The following is a 22,749-nucleotide window of genomic DNA, read 5'->3' as shown; positions in this document are numbered from 1 at the left end:
CGTATCCGTTCCGTCACACACTTTCAGGAGAACTGGCGATGACTACCGCGCCCAAGAACATGACCGACGCGATCATCCGGGACGTGACGTTGTACAGCGGCGGGCAATGGCTGACCGGCCACGACGTCGTCGTCTCGAATGGGGTGGTCGAATCGATCGAGAAGTCGACCGGCACCGCCACACCTGGAAGTGTGGACGGATCGGGGGCGTATCTGATCCCTGGGTTCGTCAACACCCATACGCACCTTCAGCAGTCACTGATGCGTGGGATCGCCGAAGGGACACCGCTTCTCGAATGGCTACTCGCGGTCGCAGAAGAGTCGGTTCAGATCACGCCGGAGCGCGCATACACGGCCACTGTCGCAGCCTCGCTGGAGGCATTGCGCAGCGGTACGACCACCCTGGTCGAACACATGTGGCCGCACCCGTCCAGCGAGGTTCACGACGCTGTGATCCGGGCGTTGCACGACACCGGGATTCGTGCCGTACTGGGACGCGGAACCGCAGACCGGGCGGACAAGACGAGGAAGTGGGGCTTCGATCCGCGGCTCATGCAACCACTCGGAGACGTTCTCGCACATACGGATCAGATGATGCGCGACGTCGCAGGTTCCCGCGTCGACGTGGCAGTCGCGGTACCGAACCCGCGTTCGCTGACCCCGGAGGGGATGTCGGAAGTGCGTGAGTTCGCGCAGGCTCGCGACCTGACGGTCTCGATTCACCTGCTCGAGACGCAGACCGACAACACGATGTGTACCGAACACGCGGGCATGAACGCGGTCGACTACCTGGATTCCCATGGGTTCTTGTGGGACCGGGTGCTGGCGGTCCACTGCGTCGAACTCGACGACCGTGGTCAGAAGGTGCTGGCGGAGCGCGGCGTCGGAGTGTCGTACAACCCCGTCAGCAACATGCGGCTCGGTAGCGGAATCGCGCCCGTCCCGAGTTTCCTCGACGCGGGGATCGCGGTGGGGTTGGGTGTGGACGGCGCAGCCAGCAACGATACTCAGGACATGCTCGAGACGCTGCGCACCGGCGCCTACGTGCAGCGAGCCGCGCGCGGCCGCGCCGACCTGCTCGGCTTCGAAGCCATGATCGACATCGCATCCGGCGGTGCAAACGCAGCACTCGGTCTGCCGGCCAGGTCCGGCGGGATCTCCGTGGGTGATCCCGCCGACCTCACCATGATTCGGTTCGAACGCGACTTCGGTTGCCTCCCGGTACGAGATCCGGGCGCGTCCATTCTCACGACGGGCAGTCGTCAGATAGTGGACACGGTGTTGGTTGCGGGCGAGGTCGTGCTCCGCGACGGGCACTCCACTCGCGTCGACGAGGCGGAATTGATCCGCACGCTCAGCGCTTTGTGACTGTGCTCAGTCTTCGCTGATCTCCATCTCGATCAGGACGCGACGCAACAGCTTTCCGGTGGCGTTGCGGGGAAGTTCGTCGATGAAGACGATCTCGCGGGGAACCTTGTAGCGCGCGAGATTCGACCGGACGTGATCCTTCAGCTCGTCGGAGTTCTGGTCGGCGCCGTGGGCGACGACGACAAACGCTCGCAGGCGGTGCCCGAAGTCGGCGTCCTCGACTCCGATGACTGCCGCTTCCAAGACGTCCTCGCGATCGGCGAGCAGGTTCTCGACTTCGAGCGGGTAGACGTTCTCGCCACCGGAGACGATCATGTCGTCGTCGCGGCCGTCGACGAAGAGGAGGCCGTTGGCGTCGAAGTGTCCGACGTCGCCGGTCGAGAGAAGTCCGTCGATACGTTCCTTGTCGCGCCCGTCGGTGTATCCCTCGAAGCTCAGCCCGCTGGCGACGAAGATCCTGCCGATCGTGTGTGGGGTGGTGATCTTCTTGTTGTTCTCGTCGAACAGTTCGACGTGACAGGTCACCGGAGCGCGGCCCGCGGTTCCCGGCGCAATGGTCAGATCCTCGGGAGTCGCGACCGTGGCCACTGCGACCTCGGTGGATCCGTACAGGTTGTAGAGGACGTACCCGAACGAGGCCGTGACTCGCTTGCACAGGTCGGGTGAGAGTGACGAACCTGCCGAGAAGATGATCTTCAGGTTCGACGTGTCGTACTTGGACAGCACGTCGGGACCGAGGTCGATGATGCGAGTGAGCATCGTCGGGACCACGACCAGACTGTCGCACTTGTACTGGGCGACAAGCTTGATCGTGTTCTCCGGATCGAACTTTCGATGCATGACGACGGTCTGGCCGAGCGCCAACGCGAGAGCGAACTGCGAGACACCGGTTCCGTGGAAGGCGGGGGCCGCCATCATCATGGTCTGTCCGCGGCGCAACGGCACGCGGTCGAGGAACTGTGCCGACGCGAGAGGGGAGGTGTGGCCACGCGGCGCACCCTTGGGAGTTCCCGTTGTGCCGCTGGTGAGGAGGACGAAGCCACCGTTCTTCTCGGGTGCCGGCACCGACGACGTGGTGCGTCCGGCGATGGCCTCGTCGAGAGTAGCTGCCGTGGAACCGTCAGCGGCTGTGCCCTCTGGCCAGGAACGATAGACGACGACGTCGTCCGGCAAGGCATCGGCGATGGCCGCGAACTCGTCGTCGTAGACGAAGGCGACAACCTTCTCACGCGCTGCGACGTCCACGAGTTGGGGCCGAGCGAAGCCCGTGTTCATGAGAACGAGCTTCGTTCCGTTCTTCGCTGCCGCCAGCATGGTCAGGACCAAGCCTCGATGGTTACGGCACATCGCACCCATGACGGAGTCGGAGGTGATGCCGTCGGCCTGCCACGCCCGGACCAACGCGTTGCTCTGACGCTCGAGCTCGGCATAGGTGATGGGGCCGCGCTCGTCGATGATCGCCACCGCGTCGTAGCCGTTCTCGGCGTGTGCATGGACCGGCCCGGCGAAGGGTCCGTACTTGTCCACGGCTGCAATGGATTTGAGTCCGCGATCGAGGCGAGGGAACGGGACGAGTCCGGCTCGGAACATGACCCCCGCCGCGCCGATGGTGTCAGTGACCTTGGTGACCAATCCGGGCATACGTGAACCTCTTCCGAGCGTCGTTGTAGGACTGATTACACACTAATGCGCAATCAGGTTTCGGTGGTGAAGTTTCACGATGGCGACCGAGCACTCCGCCCCGCCACCTCGAAAGGTGGCGGGGCGGAGTGTTTCGGGATCTGGTCCGTGCGACCGTCACTTCAGTTCGGCGGACGACTTTCCGAGCAGGCGGCGTGCGACGATCAGCTGCTGGATCTGCTGGGTGCCCTCGAAGATGTCGAGAATCTTCGAGTCGCGGCCCCACTTCTCGAGCAACGGGCGCTGCGAGTAGCCGTAAGTGCCGGCCAACTCGACTGCCTTGAGCGTCACGTCGGTGCCGGTGCGGCCGGCCTTCGCCTTGGACATGGACGCTTCGAGCGAGTTCGGCTTCTTGTTGTCGGCCATCCACGCCGCGCGCAGAGACAGCAGGTACGCGGCCTCCCAGTCGGCTTCCAAACGGATGAACTCGGCTGCAGCTGCATGCTGGTTGTAGACCGGTGTGTCGTAGGAGATCTCGACACCGGCTTCGGTCAGGATGCCGCGCAGTTCTTCGAGAGCTGCGCGTCCGACGCCGACGGCCATGGCTGCAACGAGGGGCCGGGTGTTGTCGAACGTCTGCATGACGCCGGCAAAGCCCTGCTCCACGTTGACCTCCGGGCTGCCGAGGATGTTGTCCGCGGGAATGCGGCAATCCTGGAGCAGGAGTACTGCGGTGTCGGAGGCCTTGATGCCCAGCTTGTGCTCGAGGCGAGCAACGCTCAGGCCCGGTGCGTCACGCGGAACGACGAACGACTTGATGGCCGCTCGGCCCTTCGACTTGTCGACCGATGCCCACACGACGATGTGCGTCGAACGCTCACCGGCGGTGACGAAGATCTTCTCGCCGTTGAGAACCCACTCGTCGCCGTCGAGAACGGCGGTGGTGGTCACTGCGGCGGAGTCGGAACCGAAGCTCGGTTCGGTGATGGCCATCGAGGCCCACACCTTGCCGAAACGTTCGAGCTGTTCGTCGGTGGACACTGCGGCGATCGCGGCGTTGCCGAGCCCTTGGTAGGGGATCGAGAGCATGAGTCCGACGTCGCCCCAAGATGTTTCGAGCGAGTTGAGGAGCGCAGACATGTTGCCGCCGTTGGCGTTGCCGCCCTTGGCGCTGGCGTCGGACCGTCCGCCGCTGGCGCCGCCGATGTCTCCACCGGAATCGGAGAGGCCTTCCACCATGGCGGCCATGGTGTCGAGCTCGACGGGGTACTCGTGCTCAGCGAGATCGTACTTACGTGAAATGGGTCGGAAGATCTGCGCCGCGACCTGATGTGCCTGGTTCGCTGATGCTTTGAGCTTCTTGGGAAGTTCGAGGTTGATCATCGTGGTTCTCCTGGAAGTTCAGCGGCGTCAGATGAGGACGATGCCCTCGGCAACGCCGATGGCACGGAGGTCGCGGTACCAGCGCTCGACCGGGTGTTCCTTGGTGAACCCGTGTCCACCGAGGAGTTGCACACCGTCGAGGCCGATCTGCATGCCCTTCTCGGAAGCCAGCTTCCGGGCCAGAGCGGATTCGCGAGCGAAGGACAAGCCCTGCTCGGCGCGTGAAGCGCCCCGAAGCGTGACCAGGCGCAGTCCGTCGAGTTCGATGCCGATGTTGGCGACCATGAAGGCAACCGCCTGGCGGTGGCTGATCGGCTCGCCGAACGCTTCGCGCTCGTTGACGTACGGAATCACGTAGTCGAGAACTGCCTGGCTGGTGCCGACGGCCATGGACGCCCAACCGAGGCGAGCCAGGCGAATCGCGTCGGCGTATTCGGCCTTGCGCTGCTCGGCGTCACCGTCGCCGAGCAGTGCGGACTCCGGCACAGCGACATCGGTGAGGATCAGGCGACCCAGGCCTGCGGCGCGCAGTCCCATGCTGGGATCTGCTTCGACGACGAGTCCCTTGGTGTCGGATTCGACGATGAAGAAGGACGGCTTGCCGTCGAGTTCTGCGGCGATGACGAAGAGCTCGGACGTAGCCGCGGCGGGCACCAAGCTCTTGACGCCGTTGAGCTTGTAGCCGCTGGGGGAGCGAACTGCCTTGGTCTGCAGGGCGAACGGATCGAACAGTGCGCGTGGTTCGTTGACCACCACTGCTGCGCCGGGGACCTGCTCGCCGGTGAAGGCCGGAAGGTAGGTCTTCTGCTGCGCGTCGGTGCCCCACTGCGTCAGTGCGACTGCAACACCGCTGGGTGCGAGGATCGGAAGTGCAAGCCCCATGTCTCCGTGCGCAAGTGCCTCGGCAACAAGAGAATTGGTGACTGCGCCGCGATCGGCAGCTGCTCCGTCGAGTTCTTCGGGAACATTGATCAGCGTGATGCCGAGCTCGGCTGCGCGCTTGGAGAGATCGGCGGGTGCCTGCGCTGCGCCGTCGGCGTCGTGCGCTGCGGGACGCAGGATCTCGGCCGCGAACTCGCGCACGGTCTCGACGATCATCTTCTGGTCGTCGTCGGGGGTCAGATCGAAGTAGTCGGCGTTCTTGCTCGGGTTGTCGGGCAGGCGCTTGGGTGCGCCGTTGCCCGAGACCTTCTGGAATCCTCGAGTGGCGGCACCCAGGGTTTTGAAGCCCGTCTTGGTGCCCTCGTAGGTCACGCGATCGATGGTCTGACGCAGATTGAACTTCTCGGCCAGTTCCGAACCGGTGATCTTGGTAAGCACACGCATGGCTGCGCCCATGGCGTCGCGTTTGATCGGGTTCAGGCCGACGGCGGACGTGTCGCGGGGCGCACCCTTGGCGCCGCCGCGCTGCGCGCCCGATTCGCTGCGCTGAGCGCTCCTGTCGGGGGCAACACTGTCTTGCTTGGTCATGATCACCAGCTGTTTCTCGGTGTTGGGGCGTTGGACGATCCTTATCTTACTCATCAGTAAGGTCTGTTGTCGAGAAACCGCGAAATGATGCGCGTCATAGGCTCGAGGGGTGAACCGGACAGAGGTGCCAGATCGGATACAGCGGTACGTGCGCTACACGCCGTTGGTGGTGGTCCCGTGCCTGTTGATCGCCAGCACGTATCCGGGGGAGTATCGAGTTCCCCTCACCTACTGGATTCTGTCGATGCTGTCGGCGCTCGCCTTCGCCGTCGGCCGTCGATGGCCGGTCTTCGCGTCCCTGGTCATCTCGGCGCTCGCCGTTCCGATGTTCGTCGCCGACGCCTGGGGGCTGTCCGAGCTTGTTCCGTATCTCGGGGCGGTCGCCGTCGTCGACGTCACGATGCGGGCCGAGCGTAGAGAAATGGTTGCCGTATCGGCAGCAGGATGGTGCGGTTCGGTGCTCGCGGGGATCTGGTTCGAATCTCACGAAGCGTTCTGGTCTGTCACGACGGCTGTGAAAGTGCTTGCGTACGTGGGGTTGCCACTGCTGCTCGGGCTGTATCTACGCTCGCAGCGTGAATTGGCCGCGAACAATCTTGCGCAGACCCGCGCTGCGGAGCGCAGTGCGCTCGCCCGCGAACTGCACGACCTGGTTGCGCACCACATGGCATCGATCGTCCTGAGAATCGGCGTGGCTCAACATGTCTTGGCGCCCCAGGACGAGGCCGTGCGTGAGGTCCTCGCGGATGTGCGTGGGACTGCGTCCGATGCGCTGGCCGATATCCGTCGCCTCCTGGTCGCACTTCGTGATCCTTCGCTCGGTGAGGTCGCTCTGGTCGAGCCGGATGCCGTCGAGGCGGAAATCGAGGCGGCGATAGATCGTGTGCGTGCGGCGGGTTTCGAGGTGCAGGCAGTCTTCGATGCCCAGGAGAATGTCGAGTCAGGCGCAGCCGATCTCGACGCGATCGGGAGGCTGACGTTGTTGCGGGTGATTCAGGAATCACTGACCAACGTCATGAAGCACGGCGACAAGAAGGGGCTGGTATCGGTCTCGGTCGGTCGCGAAGACAACCGGGTGCATGTCAGGGTTGTCAACCACGTCGAGGGATCGCCTCGGAGTGCAGGTCATGGCCTGGTGGGAATGCAGGAGCGTGCGGAGTTGGTCGGCGGCGAGATGACCGCCGGCACCAACAGTGACGGGAAATGGGAAGTGCACGTGAGTATTCCACTCGTTGTCTCGGGCGATGTCTCGTGATCAGCGTGCTGATCGTCGACGACCAGCGACTTGTGCGCGCCGGTTTGCGGATGCTGTGCGCGGCAGCCGAGGACATGACCGTGGCCGGTGAGGCGTCGAACGGCGTCGAGGCGGTAGCGCTCGCTGCAGAATTGGATCCCGACGTGATTCTGATGGATTTGAGAATGCCCGGGCTGGACGGGATCGGCGCCACCCAGCAGATCGTCAAGGCCGGTCGTCGAGCGCGCATTCTCGTGCTGACCACCTTCGACGACGACGATCATCTGTATCCCGCACTCGCCGCGGGGGCTTCGGGATTCTTCGTCAAGGACACCGAACCCGCCGAGTTGCTCGGTGCCATTCGGCGGATCGCCGAGGGCGAGATGGTGTTCACTCCGGAACTTCTCCGCCGGGTTGTGGATCGAGCGGTGATCGGTGGTATCGCAGACACTGCTGTGACGGACAAGGTTCCGTTGACCGATCGCGAATCGCAGGTCCTCGCACTGGTGGCAGAAGGGAAGAGCAATCAGGAGATCGCGGACACGCTGCATCTCGGTGTGACCACGGTGAAGACGCACGTGGCGAACCTGATGTCGAAGACCGGTTGCGACAATCGGGTTCGCCTCGCCGTGTACCACTTGCAGAACTTTCAGTGACCGGAGTGCGAACCAGACGAAGGCATCGGCATGTCCATCGGCATGTCCATCTGCATCGGAGCCGCCTTCTGCCCCGGTTCGAGGACGAGGAATTGGCCCATCATCCCTTGGTCCTCGTGCATCAGCAGGTGGCAGTGGAACATGTACGGGAACGTGGGATCGGTGTACTCGGACCACTGCAGCGCGACGCGAATCCTACTGCCCGGTGGTGTGTAAACAGTGTCCTTGAGTCCGCGCAAGTGCGGCGGAGGAGTGCGACCGTCGACGTCGAGGATCTGGAACTGTACGTCGTGGACATGGAAATTGTGTGGCCAGTTGTCCTTGTTGGTGATCGTCCACACCTCGGTCGCGCCGACCTCGGCCTCGAAGTCGATGCGGTTCATGTCCATTCGTTGCCCGTTGATCATGTACCACTGCAGATCGAAGGTTCGGGAAACGCTTGCCTTCGACGGATCCAGACGCGGCAGTACGGCCAACTGCGCCGGGAGAGTCGACCGTGACGCGCGGCTGGCAACGCCCCGCAGTTCGAGGATGTCGAAGCGGTCGTTCATGCCGAAGTTCTCGGCGTCGGAGGAACTCACGCCACCGCCGTCCTCGATCGGGAACGACACCAGTGTGGTCGTCGCACCGGGGTCGACGCGAACCACGATCTCGGCTCGTTCGCCGGGGCTGAGCTGAATCCGCTTGATCGCAATAGGTGATTCGAGCAGTCCGCCGTCGGTGGCAATCAGATCGAACGTGCGGTCGTCGGGGAACCCCAGGTTGTAGAGACGGCCGGAAGAGCCGTTCAGAATGCGTAACCGGACGACCCCGGTGGTGACGTCGAGGTAGGCGTCGGAGATGCCGTTGGTGACGATCGTGTCGCCGAGCAGGCCTATGTCGGTCGGATCCGATTCGTCGAAGCTGCCGTCGGCGAGGAATCGACGATCCTGGATGATCAGCGGAACATCGTCGACACCATAGGTTTTGGGGATGTCCAACGCCCGCGTGTCGGCGTCGTCGATCAGGAACAGTCCGGCGAGACCGCGCTGCACGTGCCGTTCGGTGGATCCGTGCGGGTGTGGGTGATACCAGAGCGTCGACGCCGACTGGCCGATCGTCCACGCCGGTTCCCAGCGTCCGCCGGCTTCGATGGTCTGGTGCGGGCCGCCGTCGTATCGGGCGGGCAGATGCATGCCGTGCCAATGGACGGTCGTGGGCTCTGCCAGTGTGTTGTCGATCGTGAATGCGACAGATTCTCCGCGTTCGGCGCGGACGGTCGGCCCCAGAATGGATCCGTTGAAACCCCAAGTGTCGGTGAGTTTTCCCGCGACGATCTCGGTGGTCCCGGCACCGGCACGAAGTGTGAAGTGGCGAACACCGGCGTCGTCGACGGTGGATTCGGCAAGCGGCGGAATCGGTAGCGGACGCGAAGTTCCGGCCACCGCCAACGTGGCGCTCTTCGCTGCCGGGTCGGCGCCGCAGCCCACCGCGAGCCCGAGGGGCGCTGCGGCCAGACCGAACAGAATCGTGCGCCTGGAAATCCGGTTCATCGTTCTCCTGGAAGTAGTGCGTGATCAACTACTTCCAGTCAACGGGCCGAGATGTCGTGCCGAATCCTGCCGACGGGCCTGTCGGAACTCCTCCCTCGGACCCTTGCGGCGGGTGGGATGTTCTGGTACTCGGGTGTTACCGCAGGCGGGCCAGAACGTCTTCGTGCAGCAGTCCGTTGGTGGCGACCGCGCTGCCGCCGTGCGGACCTGCGCCGCCGTCCAGATCGGTGAACGCGCCGCCGGCCTCACGGACCAATACGTCGAGCGCTGCCAGATCCCACAGGGAAACCTCGGGTTCGGCAGCAATGTCGACGGCGCCTTCGGCCACGAGGCAGTAGGAGAAGAAGTCCCCGTAACCGCGCACGCGCCAGACGTGGTCGGTGAGTTCGACGAACTGATCGCGAATTCCGCGGTCCTTCCACCCCGAGAGGCTCGAGAAGCTCAGGCTCGCTGACTCGCTGCGATCGACGGCGGATACCTGGATCGCCCGCGCATCACTGTCCCCGAAGGAAGTATGTGCACCCAAACCTGTTGCAGCCCACCATCGCCGATTCAGTGCAGGTGCGCTCACGACGCCGATGACCGGGACGCCGTCCTCGAGCAAGCTGATCAGCGTGGCCCACACCGGTACGTTGCGGACGAAGTTCTTGGTCCCGTCGATGGGGTCGACCACCCACTGTCTGCCCTCGAAGACTGCGTCGCCGCCGAATTCCTCGCCGAGTACGGAATCCGCAGGACGATGCTCACCGAGCGTCGCGCGCACTGCTCGCTCGACAGCCAGATCGGCGTCGGAGACGGGGGTGAGGTCCGGCTTGTCGTCCACTCGAAGGTCGAGGGCGCCGAAGCGGGCGCGAGTGATCGCGTCAGCCTCGTCGGCGATACGGAGGGCGAGTGCGAGGTCGGATGCGCGATCGGTCACGGGTACACAACCTACCGGCTCAATCGGGGAGGACCTCGTTCAGCTTTCCGGTTGCGACGTCGAAGACGAATCCGCGTAGGGAGGTCGTCGCGGTGACGAACGGACTGTTCTCGATGCGCTTCAACGACTGACGGACGTCCTCGTCGATGTCGGGAAACGATTCGGCAGCCCAATTTGGTTTGATGCCGATCTCGTCCTGGATGGATCGCTTGAAGTCGTCGTCGGTGAACGTCAGCATTCCGCAGTCGGTGTGGTGGATGAGGATGATCTCGGTAGTTCCCAGCAGACGCTGGCTGATGGCCAGGGATCGGATCTCGTCGTCGGTGACGACTCCACCCGCATTGCGGATGACGTGCGATTCGCCTTCCTTGATTCCCAGCACCCGATAGACGTCGATGCGGGCGTCCATGCAGGCGAGTACGGCGACGTGTTTGCTGGGTGGGAGGGGGAGCGGTCCGGTGAACTGCTCGGCGTAGGCGGCGTTGTTCTGCAGGTATTCGTCGGTGACAGTCATCGTTCCAGTAGGTTCCCTCGGAGCGACGTTGGCAAGGCTTCCAGTCCCGGTGATCCCAATACGTGACGGGCGGCAGGGCCGAGGTCGGCACCCGGTAGCCTTGAGAACCGTGCATCCCGACGTAATTGCAGACCTGAACGCCCTCGACACCACCCTTCGCACCTGCGAATCGGTTGTGGACGTCGAGGAGCTGCGCCGACGCATCGACGAGCTCGAGCACCAGGCAGCCGACCCGGGTCTGTGGAACGACCAGGAACACGCCCAGCAGGTCACGAGCCAGCTCTCCCACGCGCAGGCCGAGCTGCGCCGGATCGTGGCACTACGCGAGCGACTCGACGAGATGCCGATCCTCTACGAACTGGCAGAAGACGAAGGCCCCGACGCGGTGGCCGACGCCGACGCCGAGCGCGCGAGCCTGCGAGACGACATCGCGGCGATGGAAGTCAAGACCATGCTCTCGGGCGAGTACGACGAGCGCGACGCGCTCATCAACATCCGCTCCGGTGCCGGCGGTATCGACGCTGCAGACTGGGCCGAGATGCTCATGCGTATGTACATCCGCTGGGCGGAGAAGCACGACTACGGCGTCGAGGTCTACGACACGTCGTACGCCGAAGAAGCCGGACTCAAGAGCGCGACGTTCGCGATCAAAGGCCCGTACACGTACGGCACGTTGTCCGTCGAGATGGGCACCCACCGGCTCGTTCGCATCAGCCCCTTCGACAACCAGGGGCGCCGTCAGACGTCGTTCGCCGAGGTCGAGGTACTGCCGGTCGTCGAGACGACCGACCACATCGAGATCAACGAGAACGACATCCGCGTCGACGTCTACCGCTCGTCCGGTCCCGGCGGCCAGTCGGTCAACACGACGGACTCCGCCGTTCGACTCACGCACATCCCGACGGGAATCGTCGTCACCTGTCAGAACGAGAAGTCGCAGCTCCAGAACAAGGTGTCGGCGATGCGCGTCCTGCAGGCAAAACTGCTCGCGGTCAAGCGTCAGGAAGAGCGCGCCGAGATGGATGCGCTCAAGGGCGACAGCGGCAGCTCGTGGGGCAACCAGATGCGCTCCTATGTTCTGCATCCGTACCAGATGGTCAAGGACCTGCGTACCGAGTACGAGGTCAACAACCCGTCGGCAGTGCTCGACGGCGACATCGACGGGTTCCTCGAGGCCGGCATCCGCTGGCGCATGAGCGAGAACCAGTCCGCATAGCGTTCGGATACCGAAAGGCACGATGACTTTACTTCGACCTGGGCAGAACCTGCTCGATTGGCTTCAAACCACCGGTTTGTCCGTCCTCATGACCGTGCTCGGGGCGATGATTCTCGCCCGGTTGGTCAGTTGGGGAGGCAACAAGGTCACCGACCAGATCGACTCCAACTATCAGTTGGGCGATGCGCTGGTTCGTTCCGAGGCGACCAAGCATCGTCACTCGGTCGCGCAGGTCATCACCTGGGTGGTCATCACGTTCATCTACGTGATCGCGACGCTGAAGGTTCTCGACCAACTGAACCTGCCGATCGGAAGTCTCGTCGCGCCGGCGACCGTTCTCGGTGCGGCGCTCGGTTTCGGTGCACAGCGCGTCGTGCAGGACATTCTTGCCGGTTTCTTCATCATCACCGAACGTCAGTACGGCTTCGGTGACACCGTGCGACTTGCGATCACCGGCTCCTCCGACGACGCCGAGGGTGTCATCGAGGACGTGACCCTGCGCGTGACGCGAATGCGGAACTCCGACGGCGAGGTCATCACCGTTCCCAACGGGCAGATCGTGAAAGCGACCAACCTGTCCAAGGATTGGGCACGCGCCGTCATCGACGTTCCGGTTCCGGCGACCGCCGATCTCACCCGGGTCAACGAGGTGCTTCGCCAGGTCGGAGTCGACGCGATGGCCGACCGCGGACTCAAGAAACTGCTGCTCGACGAGCCCACGGTCATGGGCGTCGAAAGCCTGGAGGTCGATCAGGTCAACGTGCGGATGGTCGCGCGCACACTCCCTGGCAAACAGTTCCAGGTCGGACGCGCTCTTCGCGTCCGCGTCGCCGCAGCACTGCGACGTCAGGGGATCACGGTGTCACCGGATCTGCACACCGTACGGACCGAGGAGGCGAGCGAATGACCGATCAGGAACCGCGCCGCGGACTCGACCGACTGTTTCACCTGGACTGGCTCCCGTCCCGGATTTTCGGCGGCCGGATGCGAACCTCTACCTTCATTCTCATCGTGGCGTGGATATTGACGTATCTGTTGCATACGTATCTCAATCCTGAGGACCCGACCGCAGTGACACCACCGCCCAGCGTGGACACGTCGCAGACCGAGCCTTACGTCGCGCCCTCGGTCAAACCGTCGACGACGACCCCCGTGCCGTCCTCGACCGAGCCGACGACTACGTCCGAGACCCAGTCTCCGGAATCGAGCACGGGCAGCTCAGGTTCTCCGACTCCGACTTCGGGTCCCGCGCCTGCGCCGGGCAACGCCGAACAGTCCGCGACCACGGTGCCGACCACTCCGGCGACGACGACCGTTCCCCAACCTGGCGCGGCGATGCAGGCACCGACGTCTGTGCCGCAGTCACCCGCGACCACCGGTACCGGATAAGGACGAGGGTGCTCGCGCGTGGCGCCAAGGTCACCGTTAGATAACGGCTAGACTGGCTAGTTGTGATCAGCATGAAGAATGTGTCGAAGTCCTACAAGGCCTCCACCAGGCCGGCGCTCGACAAGGTCAGTGTGGAGGTGGAGAAGGGGGAGTTCGTCTTCCTCATCGGCCCCTCCGGCTCCGGCAAATCGACGTTCATGCGGTTGCTGCTCAAGATGGAGTCGCCCACGTCCGGCGACATCGAGGTCGCGGATTTCCACGTCAACAAGTTGGCGGCCCGCCGCGTGCCGAAGCTTCGCCAGAGCATGGGCTGTGTGTTCCAGGACTTCCGCTTGCTTCAGCAGAAGACGGTCTCCGAGAACGTGGCCTTTGCGTTGGAAGTCATCGGCAAGCCCCGCAACGTCATCGCGCGCACTGTGCCCGAGGTTCTCGACATGGTCGGTCTGGCCGGCAAAGCCGATCGACTGCCCACCGAACTTTCCGGCGGTGAGCAGCAGCGCGTCGCCATCGCCCGCGCATTCGTGAACCGCCCTCTCGTGCTGCTCGCCGACGAGCCCACCGGCAACCTGGACCCCGAAACGAGCCAGGACATCATGCTGCTGCTCGAGCGGATCAACCGCACCGGCACCACCGTCGTGATGGCGACCCACGATCACCACATCGTCGACTCCATGCGTCGACGCGTCATCGAACTCGATCTCGGCAAGGTGACCAGAGACGAAGCGCGGGGTGTGTACGGCGTCGGCAGGTAGCGCCGACTACGACCACACGTCCCGTACGCCCACCGGTTGTCGTGAAACAACCGGCCTCTCGAAAAGGAATCGGATTCCCCGATGCGCGCCAGCTTTATTTTCAGCGAAGTCCTGACCGGCCTACGCCGCAACATCACGATGACCATCGCCATGATCTTGACGACGGCGATCTCCCTCGGACTCTTCGGCGGTGGTCTGCTGGTCGTGCAGATGGCAGGCAAGACCCAGCAGATCTTCCTCGAACGAGTCGAGGTGCAGATCTTCCTGACCGACGACATCTCTTCGGCCGATCCCGGTTGCGAGCAGGAGATCTGCAGTTCGTTGCGCAAGGAACTCGAGCAGACTCCGTCCGTCGTCGCGGTTCAGTACCTCAACCGCGAAGACGCCGTGAAGGACGCCACCGAGCGCGTGTTCAAGGACCAGCCCGAACTGGCAGCCCTGGTGAGCCCGGACAGCTTCCCGGCGTCGTTCAAGGTCAAGCTCAGTGACCCGGAGCGGTTCGGCGTCATCAACGACACCTTCGGTTCGAGGCCCGGCGTCGAGAGTGTGCTCAATCAGCGCGAGTTGGTGGACCGACTGTTCAGCGTGCTCGGTGGAGTGCGCAACGCAGCGTTCGCGATCGCGATCGTCCAGGCGATAGCGGCCATCCTGCTCATCGCCAACATGGTCCAGATCGCCGCGTTCACGCGTCGTACCGAGGTCAACATCATGCGGTTGGTCGGCGCGACGCGTTGGTACACCCAGCTTCCGTTCCTCCTCGAAGCCGTCGTGGCGGCCTTGATCGGTGCGGTGCTCGCCATTGCCGGACTGTTCACGGCGAAGAACGTCTTCATCGACGGGGTCCTGTCCGACGTCTACGAAGCAAACATCGTGGCGCGGATATCCAACAGTGACGTGCTGTTCGTCTCGCCGATCCTCGTGCTTGCCGGTGTCGGAATGGCCGCGGTGACGGCGTACGTGACGCTGCGTCTGTACGTCCGCGAGTAATCGGTTTGCACGAGCTTCTATGCTGGAACAGCAAGAACCATTCGACAGCAAGACAGCGGACTGAGAGGCCCGGACAGTGAAGGAAAAGGGCCGCAAGGTCATTGCGACCAATCGCAAAGCACGCCACAACTACACGATCATCGACACCTACGAGGCCGGCATCGCTCTCGTCGGGACCGAGGTCAAGAGTCTGCGTGAAGGCAAGGCGTCGCTCGTCGACGCGTTCGCCACGGTGGACAACGGCGAAGTGTGGTTGCGCTCGTTGCACATTCCGGAGTACACGCAAGGCACGTGGAACAACCATTCGCCACGTCGTACCCGAAAGCTCCTGCTGCACAAGCGTGAGATCGAGCACCTCGTCGGCAAGACCCGCGAGGGAAACCAGACGCTGGTCCCGCTGTCGATGTACTTCAACGACGGCAAGGTCAAGGTCGAACTCGCACTGGCAAAGGGTAAGCAGGACTACGACAAGCGCCAGGACATGGCCAAGCGCACCGCCGAGCGCGAGGTGACCCGCGAGCTCGGTCGTCGTATCAAGGGCATGCGCTGACCTCCATCCTGCTTGCCCTCGTGGCGGCAGTTGCCTACGGAGTCAGCGACTTCGTCGGGGGAGTTGCGTCACGACGAGTTGCCGCACTGCGTGTGGTGATCGTCTCGTATCCACTCTCGCTCGTCATCGTTCTGATCGCAGCACCTTTCGTATCCGGGACGCTGACGCCGAACGGTCTGATCTGGGGCGCGATCGCGGGCGTCACGAGTGGTCTGGCGGTCTGGTGGTTCTATCTCGCGCTGGCAACCGGCCCCATGTCGGTGGTCTCGCCGCTGACAGCTGTTCTGGTGGCGGGCATTCCGGTGCTCGTCGGATTCGCATTCGGTGAGCGGCCGGGGTTGATCGCGTACCTGGGTATTGCCGTCGCGCTGGTCGCCGTCGTCCTGGTCAGCCGCGAGTCGCCTGACGACACCGCGGGTGAGGTCGCCGGCGGAATCACCCTCCGCTTCACCAGACAAGTGGCTCTTCTGACCGTCGGAAGCGGTGGCGCATTTGCACTCTCGTTCATCGCACTTCACCAGATCGGCGAGGACAGCGGACTGTGGGCGTTGGCCGTATCTCGAGGTGCCGCGACCGTCGTGGTGTGGTTGGTCGCGCTGGCGGCCGGTCACTTCGTTCTCCCACGAGGCGAGCCACTCAAGCTCGCGGTGTACGTCAGCGTCCTCGACGTCGTCGCGAACGGGACGATGATCTACGCCTTCCAAGGCGGAATGCTCTCACTGGTCAGCGTGATCGGTTCGCTGTATCCGGCTGCGACGGTTCTGCTCGCCATGGTGATGCTGGGCGAGCGGGTAAGCCGCGTGCAACAAGCGGGAATGCTGTTGGCGCTGGCGGCAGTCGGCATGATTGCCGTCGCTGGGGCGTAGTTCCTTTTCAGCGGCTGTGACCCGTACACCCATCGTAGGAACGCGCTGTTTCATTCCTCGACGAGTACCTGGGCTACTTGCACGCCGGATACCCCGATCCGACACCATCCTGTCAAAAGAGTCCCGCGTGGTTTGAACTGGTCTCCGATTGGCGGAGTGGCCAAATTGGAAACGCGGCGGCGGTGCGAGTTTGGTATCGCACCAAACTCAGGGCCTCGGAATAGCTCATGACGGCTCGACAATGCCCGCGGGCGAACCAAATTCAGTACTCCGCAGGAACATCCGAGTGGCCGCGGAAAGGTGGGCCACGGTTTCCTCCGGATCTCCGATATCAGCGGTGAACACCTCGACTCCCAACACGACGTCGGGAGCCACGACCCCCAACGCCCGCACAATCTCCGCGATCGGCGCCGTTCCCTCGCCAGGAGCCAGGCGGCCGGTCATCGGTACATAGGGATCGTGGCGGCCAGGCTGGACACGATCGCTGATCTGCACTTCGAATACCTGACCATGGGTAACCTCTGCAAGCTGGGTCGGCGTACCACCCGAGCGCAGAAAGTGCCAAGTATCGAACAGGATTCCAACGCCGGGGTGGTCGGCTCGCCGGACGATGTCCAACGCCGCACCGAGATCCGGTATTCCTGTGCCGGGGATGAACTCCAGACTGACACGAACTCCGACCTCGGCTGCGCGGTCGGCGACTTGTCGCACCGCCGACGCCAGCGCGTTTCTCTTCACTGTCGGATCACCCAAGAAATGGGCGACGTTGAGAGTGCGAGCGTGAAGCGCCTCAGCGGCTTCGAGACACTCGTCGAGATCTACCATGAGCTTGCGCCAGTGTGGAGGTACCTCATCCAGTCGAGCAGAGCCGGGTAGATAGGTCATGAGCGCATCGATCACGCCAACAGTCACACCTAGATCGTCCAGGCGCTCCCGCACTCGGGAGTCGGCACTCTTCACAATCGAATATTGCGAGGGATGAACAGTGATCTCTGGAAAGCCGCCCCTACGGGCCAACTCGGCGAGCTGTATCAAATCAGCGTGTGGGATGCATCCCCAGCAGAGGGCAGTGCCCTCGATTGGCTGCACAGCCTGGTAGGTCATCGATGGCCACTTCTCTTCGTCACTCACACACACTCGGAGGTGATGTGCTGGTCCTGTCGTTGCGACTGCCGGCGGAACGAATACGGTCGACGCGGCTTACAGGTTGGAAGTCCAACATTGGATTGCGAAAGCGAGCTACCAGTGCGCGGGCCGTTTGTTTTCTATCTGGCTGCTCAGTAGTCAAATCAGCAAAAGGAGTTGAACCGCAGACTTTCAGGGGCGCGAAGGCAGCGCCGCAAGAACGTCGTCGTCGAGCTTCCACTCCGCGGCGGCAACATTTGATCGCACTTGTTCGGGGTTCATCGCACCGATGATCACAGAGGGAACGCTCTCCTGCGCGCACAGCCACGCTATGGCGAGTTCGAGTATCGAGTGTCCGTGCGCTTGTGCGAACGCTGACAGTTTCTCCACGTACTCGAAGTTCTCTTCCGTTGCCAGTGTGGCGAAGTACGGCGCACTTGCTAGTCGGCTGCCGGTCGGAAACGGCCGTCGCATCGTGTACTTACCGGTGAGCATTCCGGAAGCAAGCGGAAAGAAAGGGATGATTGACATTCCGACCTCGTGTGCGGCGGGAACAATGTCTGCCTCGATCGCGCGGTTGAGCAAATTCCATTCGACCTGGTTCGCCAATAAATGCGATGCGCCAGTACCGGTGGCGATGCCCTCGGCCTGCCTCATCTGATCCGCGGAGTAGTTCGAGCAAGCTACGTGGCGGGCTTTCCCTTTGGCTACCAGCCCATTCAACGCCTCGATGGCCTCCTCCAGTGGAGCATCGGGGTCAGGGACATGCTGGTAGTACAAGTCGATTCGATCGGTGCTGAGTCGCCGCAAGCTTGCCTCACAGCTATCCTCGATGCTTCGTGCGAGTACTCCGGGCTTGTAATCGACCTCACGCGGGCGTGGAATCGCTTTGGTGGCGATTACCACCTGGTCTCGTTGACCTGCGAGCGCCTTGCCGAGGATTTCCTCCGAGCGCCCGTTTCCGTACATCGTCGCTGTGTCAAAGTGGGTGACGCCCTCATCGAGGGCGGTACGGACGACCTCCGTACTCCCCTCAGGGTCCAGCCGGGTACCAAAGTTGTTACACCCTAAGCCAATACGCGAGACTTGAAGATCGCGCGCGAGTTGTCGTAATTCCATGTCATTCCCCTTGTTTTCGCCACTTACGTGAATTCGTCGCCCCGCGAACTCGACGAATGATTGGACGCAAGATCAATTACCCTGCAAGAGCTCTGAGCGGTCGGCAGGCCCTGTGGGACGAACGAACATCTACATTCCATACATCGACAAGGTTGGTCCGCCGACCCACTTCATCGGAGCGATTCAAATCGTGCACGAGCCCGGACCGCAGTAGGAAGTGGTTTTTCCACTCATCGGGATTCCTCTTCTCGGTCATGATGATTCATCGGGCTAGCTATCTCGCGTGGAGACAGGCGGCGCGGTACAACAGTTGGCATTGGTTTGGCCGGATTCTCAGTCATCTCTCAACGATGTGCGCCCGCTCCACCGAGTCACCCGCTTGTAGATGTCCTCGCTTCTCGGAGAATTTTCTTCAGCCGCGTCTGTCGGCCGGCGCTGCGCGTAGGTGAACCCGCTCGCCTTGTTTTCCGAAGAGGCTGATCGCCTCGGCCGGCCGTCCGTCGGCAGCACTGATGCGGTGCGGGATGTGCGTGTCGAACTCGGCGGCCTCGCCTGCCCCCATGATGAAATCCCGGTCGCCGAGTTGGAGTCGGATGCGCCCGGACAGAACGTAGACCCACTCGTAGCCCTCGTGGGATCCCGGTTCGCGATCGTCGTCGGTGGGCGAGATGATCATCTTGTAGGCCTGCAGATTGCCGGGTTGACTGGTCAGCGGAATGACCGTCATACATCCGACCGTTCGAGGTTCTTCTCGAACGCGGGGGTCCTTGATCTTGCTGTTCACCAGGTCGTCCAACGGGACGCCGTGTGCCTTGGCAATCGGCAGCAGCAACTCCAAGTTGGCTCGGCGAGTACCGGATTCGAGTCTCGACAGTGTGCTGACGCTGATGTCGGTGGTCTCCGACAGGTCGGCCAGGGTCATCTCGGACTGCTGGCGCAACGCACGTAGGCGAGGGCCGATGCCGGCTAGTACGGCTTCGAACGATGGTTCGGTCATGCACTCATTTTGCCAAAGTGGCAACAGTGTTTGTCAAGACTGCGTTCTCTTGTCATTCTGGATTCATGACGCAGAACTCATTCGACGTAGCAGTAATCGGAGCCGGTGCGGCAGGCCTCAACGCCGCACTCATTCTCGGTCAGGCACGCAGGTCCGTGATCGTCTTCGACAACGGATCGCCACGGAACGCGGCCGCCGACCACATGAACGGATTCCTCTCCCGTGACGGCATGAACCCGGCAGAATTGTTGACCATCGGCCGAGGTGAGGTCCGCAAATTCGGCGGCGAGTTCCATGACGGCACCGTTGTCTCCGTGACACGGGACGGCGAGAAATTCTCGGTAGAACTGGCTGACGGCAGCAAGATTCAGGTGCGCAAGGTGCTTGTTTCGACGGGTCTGACGGACCGCCTACCGGTAGAACTCGAAGTCTTCGGCGAGCGTTGGGGACGCGATGTGTTGCACTGCCCGTACTGCCACGGGTACGGCGTGCGTGATCAGCCGCTCGGCGTGATCGCCAAGAGCGCGGAATTTGCGATGCACCAGGCGCTCATGGTTCGCCAGTGGTCCGATGACGTGGTTCTCTTCCTTCATCGCATCACCGAACTGAGTTCCGAAGATCGGGAAAAGCTTGCGGCTCGCGGTATTTCGATCGTCGAGGGTGAGGTTGCCGGTCCCGTCGTCGAGGATGATCGGTTGGTGGGCGTGCGGTTGGCCGACGGCAGTGTGGTCGCGCGTTCGGCGGTCTTTGTCGGTGGCGCCCTCACGATGGACCCCAACGATGCGATCTTGCGCGCATTCGGTGCGCAGCGCGCCGAGACGATGATGGGCGATTTTGTCACAGTCGACATGATGGGGGCCACAAGCGTGCCCGGCGTGTTCGCTGCGGGCAATGTCGTGGACCCGGGTGCCCAGGTCATCATGGCCGCAGCCGCCGGGGCGAAGGCCGGAGCGGGGATCAACATGATGTTGACCAACGACGACCTCGAGGTTGCACTCGCGCTTCGCAGTTGAATTGTGCGTAGCGTGGGGTGATGGACGCAGTGAGAGTGTTGATCACGGGTGCGACCGGATACATCGGCGGACGTCTTGCCCCTCGCCTGGTCGAAGAGGGTCATCGAGTTCGAGTGGTGGTGCGCAGCCCGGAGAAACTACGCGATGTTCCCTGGCACGATTCCGTGGAGATCAAGCGCGGGGATCTGACCGACAGTGGCACCCTCTCAGGTGTTTTCGACGATATCGACGTGGTCTACTACCTCGTTCACGCCATGGGTGGGGGAGGGTCGTTCTCGGATATCGACAAGCGAAGCGCGGAGAACGTCGCCGCCGCTGCCCGCGATGCGGGGGTGCGACGGATCGTCTACCTGGGCGGGCTTCATCCGTCCGACCGAGAGTTGTCGACTCACTTGCAGTCCCGGCTCGAAGTCGGTCGGATCCTGCTCGACTCCGAGGTTCCGACGGTTGTGTTCCAAGCTGGAGTGGTGATCGGATCGGGTTCGGCGTCCTTCGAAATGGTGCGCCACTTGACCAATCGGCTTCCGGTGATGACCACACCCAAGTGGGTGCACAACAACATTCAGCCGATCGCGGTGCGTGACGTACTCCACTATTTGATTGCAGCCGCGGCGACGACGCCGGAGGTCAACCGCGCCTTCGACATCGGTGGGCCGGATGTCATGCAGTACGGCGAAATGATGAACACCTACGCCGACGTCGCTGGATTGGTACGCCGACGCATCCTCGTCCTGCCCGTCCTCACCCCGCGTCTGGCAGGTCACTGGGTGGGATTGGTCACGCCGATCCCACGAGGTTTGGCGATGCCCCTGATCGAATCCCTGCAGAACGACGCGGTGATGCACAATCACGACATCGACGGCTTCATCCCGCCTCCCGCCGAGGGCCTCACGCCGTATCGAGAAGCGGTGCGACTGGCACTTCGAAAGATCGACACCGGTGAGGTGGAGACGGCGTGGTCCGGTGCAACGATCGCGGGCGCTCCATCCGATCCTCTTCCATCCGACCCGGATTGGGCCGGCGAAGCGGTCTACGTCGATCATCGCGAACGTGACTGCGCGGCGGATCCGAAAACCCTCTGGTCGGTGGTCGAGTCGATCGGCGGCGAGAACGGTTGGTATTCATTCCCTTTGGCGTGGGCCATTCGGGGGTGGATGGACCGCGCGGTCGGTGGTGTCGGACTGCGCCGGGGCAGGCGGGATCCACGCCGGCTCAACACGGGCGAAGCCCTGGACTTTTGGAGGGTCGAAGAAATCGATCGAGGCAAGTTGCTCCGATTGCGCGCCGAGATGAAGGTCCCGGGCGGAGCATGGTTGGAGTTGCGAGTATCAGAAGGCCCAGCCGGTGCCGACGGACGGCCGGTGGGTTCCCACCTCGATCAACGCGCGGTCTTCTTCCCTCGCGGGCTCGCGGGTCGGGCGTACTGGTATTCGATCCTGCCTTTCCACGGAGTCGTCTTCCAGGGGATGATCACCAACATCACCGGTGCCGCCGAGCGTGAGATGGCTGCGGTGCAGGAAACGGGTGCAGTGCAGGAAGCGGGTGCAGTGCAGGAAACGGCTGGGCCGAAGGACACGGAAAGTGCCGCCGATTAATTGGTATGACTTCCGAACTTCGGCGCGTTATAGTGAATAGCCCCACGAAAGACGCGGGGCACACACGGGGCTGAACGGTTTCGACTGCGTGTGTTGAGTTAGGGGAAGCGTGTCGGTGCAGGCAAGAGACCACCGTAAGCGTCGCTGCAAACCTATAAGCGCCGATTCCAATCAGCGCGACTACGCTCTCGCTGCCTAAGTAGCGAAGCGTGTCTGTCAGCCCGGGGTTGCCCTCGACCCGGTTCCTGGCATCAGCTAGAGGGCTTTACTGTTCGGCTCGGTCACGGAGTCGAATGGGACATCAAACAGTGACTGGGATCGTCATCCTGGCTTGTTCGCGAGACTGGGAGATCCAAGTAGAGACTTAGCGAACTGCACACGGAGAAGCCCTAGCGATTCAACGTAGGACCCGGGTTCAATTCCCGGCAGCTCCACAACAGGTCGG

At 62.9% G+C, this 22,749-nt stretch carries 21 protein-coding genes and 1 other RNA gene; 13 read left to right on the top strand and 9 right to left on the bottom strand.

Annotated elements, in window-relative coordinates; translation table 11 throughout:
- Window positions 1-38 precede the first annotated feature (38 nt).
- Window positions 39-1,367, top strand: a complete 1,329-nt coding sequence (locus tag ABIE52_RS10620) for an amidohydrolase family protein (RefSeq protein ID WP_058039108.1) — start codon at window positions 39-41, stop codon at window positions 1,365-1,367.
- Between the two features lie 6 nt (window positions 1,368-1,373).
- Here ABIE52_RS10620 and ABIE52_RS10615 read toward each other — a convergent pair whose 3' ends face one another.
- The 3 genes from ABIE52_RS10615 to ABIE52_RS10605 all read right to left on the bottom strand — a co-directional run bounded on the left by ABIE52_RS10615 (window position 1,374) and on the right by ABIE52_RS10605 (window position 5,846).
- On the bottom strand, window positions 1,374-3,008 hold the full coding sequence (locus ABIE52_RS10615; RefSeq protein ID WP_030534986.1) for an acyl-CoA synthetase: 1,635 nt from the start codon (window positions 3,006-3,008) through the stop codon (window positions 1,374-1,376).
- A 156-nt stretch (window positions 3,009-3,164) separates the two neighbouring features.
- Window positions 3,165-4,370 carry an acyl-CoA dehydrogenase family protein gene (locus tag ABIE52_RS10610; RefSeq protein ID WP_003942363.1) on the bottom strand — a complete coding sequence of 402 codons (1,206 nt, stop codon included), beginning with the start codon at window positions 4,368-4,370 and terminating at the stop codon, window positions 3,165-3,167.
- Window positions 4,371-4,397: 27 nt separating this feature from the next.
- Window positions 4,398-5,846: an acyl-CoA dehydrogenase family protein gene (locus ABIE52_RS10605; RefSeq protein ID WP_073512822.1), complete on the bottom strand. Its 1,449-nt coding sequence runs from the start codon at window positions 5,844-5,846 to the stop codon at window positions 4,398-4,400.
- 103 nt (window positions 5,847-5,949) lie between these two features.
- On the opposite strand from ABIE52_RS10605, the gene ABIE52_RS10600 reads away from it, so the two are divergent.
- Together ABIE52_RS10600 and ABIE52_RS10595 are read left to right on the top strand one after the other, a co-directional pair.
- Window positions 5,950-7,095, top strand: coding sequence for a sensor histidine kinase (locus ABIE52_RS10600; protein ID WP_256261657.1), 1,146 nt, complete (start codon window positions 5,950-5,952; stop codon window positions 7,093-7,095).
- Window positions 7,092-7,730 carry a response regulator gene (locus ABIE52_RS10595; RefSeq protein WP_030534984.1) on the top strand — a complete coding sequence of 213 codons (639 nt, stop codon included), beginning with the start codon at window positions 7,092-7,094 and terminating at the stop codon, window positions 7,728-7,730. Before ABIE52_RS10600 ends, ABIE52_RS10595 begins: the two co-directional genes overlap by 4 nt.
- Here ABIE52_RS10595 and ABIE52_RS10590 read toward each other — a convergent pair.
- The 3 genes from ABIE52_RS10590 to ABIE52_RS10580 form a co-directional block, all read right to left on the bottom strand.
- Window positions 7,724-9,262, bottom strand: a complete 1,539-nt coding sequence (locus tag ABIE52_RS10590) for a multicopper oxidase family protein (protein ID WP_070160148.1) — start codon at window positions 9,260-9,262, stop codon at window positions 7,724-7,726. The two genes, ABIE52_RS10595 and ABIE52_RS10590, sit on opposite strands and share 7 nt — an antisense overlap.
- Window positions 9,263-9,398: 136 nt before the next feature.
- Window positions 9,399-10,181, bottom strand: a complete 783-nt coding sequence (gene hisN / locus ABIE52_RS10585) for a histidinol-phosphatase (RefSeq protein ID WP_007731284.1) — start codon at window positions 10,179-10,181, stop codon at window positions 9,399-9,401.
- A gap of 19 nt (window positions 10,182-10,200) precedes the next feature.
- Window positions 10,201-10,695 carry a beta-class carbonic anhydrase gene (locus ABIE52_RS10580; protein ID WP_007731285.1) on the bottom strand — a complete coding sequence of 165 codons (495 nt, stop codon included), beginning with the start codon at window positions 10,693-10,695 and terminating at the stop codon, window positions 10,201-10,203.
- Window positions 10,696-10,804: 109 nt separating this feature from the next.
- On the opposite strand from ABIE52_RS10580, the gene prfB reads away from it, so the two are divergent.
- The 7 genes from prfB to ABIE52_RS10545 all read left to right on the top strand — a co-directional run bounded on the left by prfB (window position 10,805) and on the right by ABIE52_RS10545 (window position 16,455).
- Window positions 10,805-11,911, top strand: coding sequence for a peptide chain release factor 2 (gene prfB / locus ABIE52_RS10575; protein ID WP_003942364.1), 1,107 nt, complete (start codon window positions 10,805-10,807; stop codon window positions 11,909-11,911).
- Between the two features lie 22 nt (window positions 11,912-11,933).
- The gene (locus ABIE52_RS10570; protein ID WP_003942304.1) at window positions 11,934-12,818 is read left to right on the top strand and encodes a mechanosensitive ion channel family protein; all 885 of its coding nucleotides are present in this window, start codon (window positions 11,934-11,936) and stop codon (window positions 12,816-12,818) included.
- Window positions 12,815-13,300: an Rv3103c transmembrane domain-containing protein gene (locus ABIE52_RS10565; RefSeq protein ID WP_007731286.1), complete on the top strand. Its 486-nt coding sequence runs from the start codon at window positions 12,815-12,817 to the stop codon at window positions 13,298-13,300. Before ABIE52_RS10570 ends, ABIE52_RS10565 begins: the two co-directional genes overlap by 4 nt.
- A gap of 71 nt (window positions 13,301-13,371) precedes the next feature.
- Complete coding sequence (gene ftsE / locus ABIE52_RS10560) at window positions 13,372-14,052, top strand: cell division ATP-binding protein FtsE (protein WP_020969258.1); 681 nt, start codon at window positions 13,372-13,374, stop codon at window positions 14,050-14,052.
- A gap of 81 nt (window positions 14,053-14,133) precedes the next feature.
- Window positions 14,134-15,039 carry a permease-like cell division protein FtsX gene (ftsX, locus tag ABIE52_RS10555; RefSeq protein WP_003942367.1) on the top strand — a complete coding sequence of 302 codons (906 nt, stop codon included), beginning with the start codon at window positions 14,134-14,136 and terminating at the stop codon, window positions 15,037-15,039.
- Between the two features lie 76 nt (window positions 15,040-15,115).
- On the top strand, window positions 15,116-15,589 hold the full coding sequence (gene smpB, locus ABIE52_RS10550; RefSeq protein WP_003942330.1) for an SsrA-binding protein SmpB: 474 nt from the start codon (window positions 15,116-15,118) through the stop codon (window positions 15,587-15,589).
- Entirely contained in the window at window positions 15,586-16,455 is an 870-nt protein-coding gene (locus ABIE52_RS10545) for an EamA family transporter (protein ID WP_502944853.1), read from the top strand. The genes smpB and ABIE52_RS10545 overlap by 4 nt, the downstream gene beginning before the upstream one ends.
- Window positions 16,456-16,680: 225 nt before the next feature.
- On the opposite strand, the gene ABIE52_RS10540 is transcribed toward ABIE52_RS10545, so the two are convergent.
- The 3 genes from ABIE52_RS10540 to ABIE52_RS10530 all read right to left on the bottom strand — a co-directional run bounded on the left by ABIE52_RS10540 (window position 16,681) and on the right by ABIE52_RS10530 (window position 19,696).
- Window positions 16,681-17,559 (bottom strand): sugar phosphate isomerase/epimerase family protein, encoded by an 879-nt coding sequence (locus ABIE52_RS10540; RefSeq protein ID WP_081305372.1) that lies wholly within the window; start codon window positions 17,557-17,559, stop codon window positions 16,681-16,683.
- Window positions 17,560-17,772: 213 nt separating this feature from the next.
- A complete protein-coding gene (locus ABIE52_RS10535) occupies window positions 17,773-18,699 on the bottom strand; it encodes an aldo/keto reductase (protein WP_030534980.1) in 927 nt (308 codons plus the stop codon).
- 412 nt (window positions 18,700-19,111) lie between these two features.
- Entirely contained in the window at window positions 19,112-19,696 is a 585-nt protein-coding gene (locus ABIE52_RS10530) for a helix-turn-helix domain-containing protein (RefSeq protein WP_042450077.1), read from the bottom strand.
- Between the two features lie 65 nt (window positions 19,697-19,761).
- Between ABIE52_RS10530 and ABIE52_RS10525 the strand changes: the two genes are divergently transcribed.
- The 3 genes from ABIE52_RS10525 to ssrA all read left to right on the top strand — a co-directional run bounded on the left by ABIE52_RS10525 (window position 19,762) and on the right by ssrA (window position 22,741).
- On the top strand, window positions 19,762-20,709 hold the full coding sequence (locus tag ABIE52_RS10525) for an NAD(P)/FAD-dependent oxidoreductase (RefSeq protein WP_192712536.1): 948 nt from the start codon (window positions 19,762-19,764) through the stop codon (window positions 20,707-20,709).
- A 20-nt stretch (window positions 20,710-20,729) separates the two neighbouring features.
- Entirely contained in the window at window positions 20,730-22,304 is a 1,575-nt protein-coding gene (locus ABIE52_RS10520) for an SDR family oxidoreductase (RefSeq protein ID WP_192712535.1), read from the top strand.
- Between the two features lie 66 nt (window positions 22,305-22,370).
- Window positions 22,371-22,741: a transfer-messenger RNA gene (ssrA, locus tag ABIE52_RS10515) on the top strand.
- The last annotated feature ends 8 nt before the right edge of the window (window positions 22,742-22,749 follow it).

Source organism: Rhodococcus sp. OAS809, assembly GCF_040546695.1.
Classification (GTDB): domain Bacteria; phylum Actinomycetota; class Actinomycetes; order Mycobacteriales; family Mycobacteriaceae; genus Rhodococcus_F; species Rhodococcus_F qingshengii.
The sequence above is the reverse complement of the archived record's forward strand: the minus strand, read 5'-3'. Positions and strand labels throughout refer to the sequence as shown.

Bases quoted from the DNA above. Each gene is read 5' to 3' on its own strand.
- ABIE52_RS10620 (WP_058039108.1), top strand. From the start codon at position 39: ATGACTACCGCGCCCAAGAACATGACCGACGCGATCATCCGGGACGTG.
- ABIE52_RS10615 (WP_030534986.1), bottom strand. From the start codon at position 3,008: ATGCCCGGATTGGTCACCAAGGTCACTGACACCATCGGCGCGGCGGGG.
- ABIE52_RS10610 (WP_003942363.1), bottom strand. From the start codon at position 4,370: ATGATCAACCTCGAACTTCCCAAGAAGCTCAAAGCATCAGCGAACCAG.
- ABIE52_RS10590 (WP_070160148.1), bottom strand. From the start codon at position 9,262: ATGAACCGGATTTCCAGGCGCACGATTCTGTTCGGTCTGGCCGCAGCG.
- ABIE52_RS10580 (WP_007731285.1), bottom strand. From the start codon at position 10,695: ATGACTGTCACCGACGAATACCTGCAGAACAACGCCGCCTACGCCGAG.
- ABIE52_RS10570 (WP_003942304.1), top strand. From the start codon at position 11,934: ATGACTTTACTTCGACCTGGGCAGAACCTGCTCGATTGGCTTCAAACC.
- ABIE52_RS10565 (WP_007731286.1), top strand. From the start codon at position 12,815: ATGACCGATCAGGAACCGCGCCGCGGACTCGACCGACTGTTTCACCTG.
- ftsE (WP_020969258.1), top strand. From the start codon at position 13,372: ATGAAGAATGTGTCGAAGTCCTACAAGGCCTCCACCAGGCCGGCGCTC.
- ftsX (WP_003942367.1), top strand. From the start codon at position 14,134: ATGCGCGCCAGCTTTATTTTCAGCGAAGTCCTGACCGGCCTACGCCGC.
- ABIE52_RS10540 (WP_081305372.1), bottom strand. From the start codon at position 17,559: ATGACCTACCAGGCTGTGCAGCCAATCGAGGGCACTGCCCTCTGCTGG.
- ABIE52_RS10535 (WP_030534980.1), bottom strand. From the start codon at position 18,699: ATGGAATTACGACAACTCGCGCGCGATCTTCAAGTCTCGCGTATTGGC.
- ABIE52_RS10530 (WP_042450077.1), bottom strand. From the start codon at position 19,696: ATGACCGAACCATCGTTCGAAGCCGTACTAGCCGGCATCGGCCCTCGC.
- ABIE52_RS10525 (WP_192712536.1), top strand. From the start codon at position 19,762: ATGACGCAGAACTCATTCGACGTAGCAGTAATCGGAGCCGGTGCGGCA.
- ABIE52_RS10520 (WP_192712535.1), top strand. From the start codon at position 20,730: ATGGACGCAGTGAGAGTGTTGATCACGGGTGCGACCGGATACATCGGC.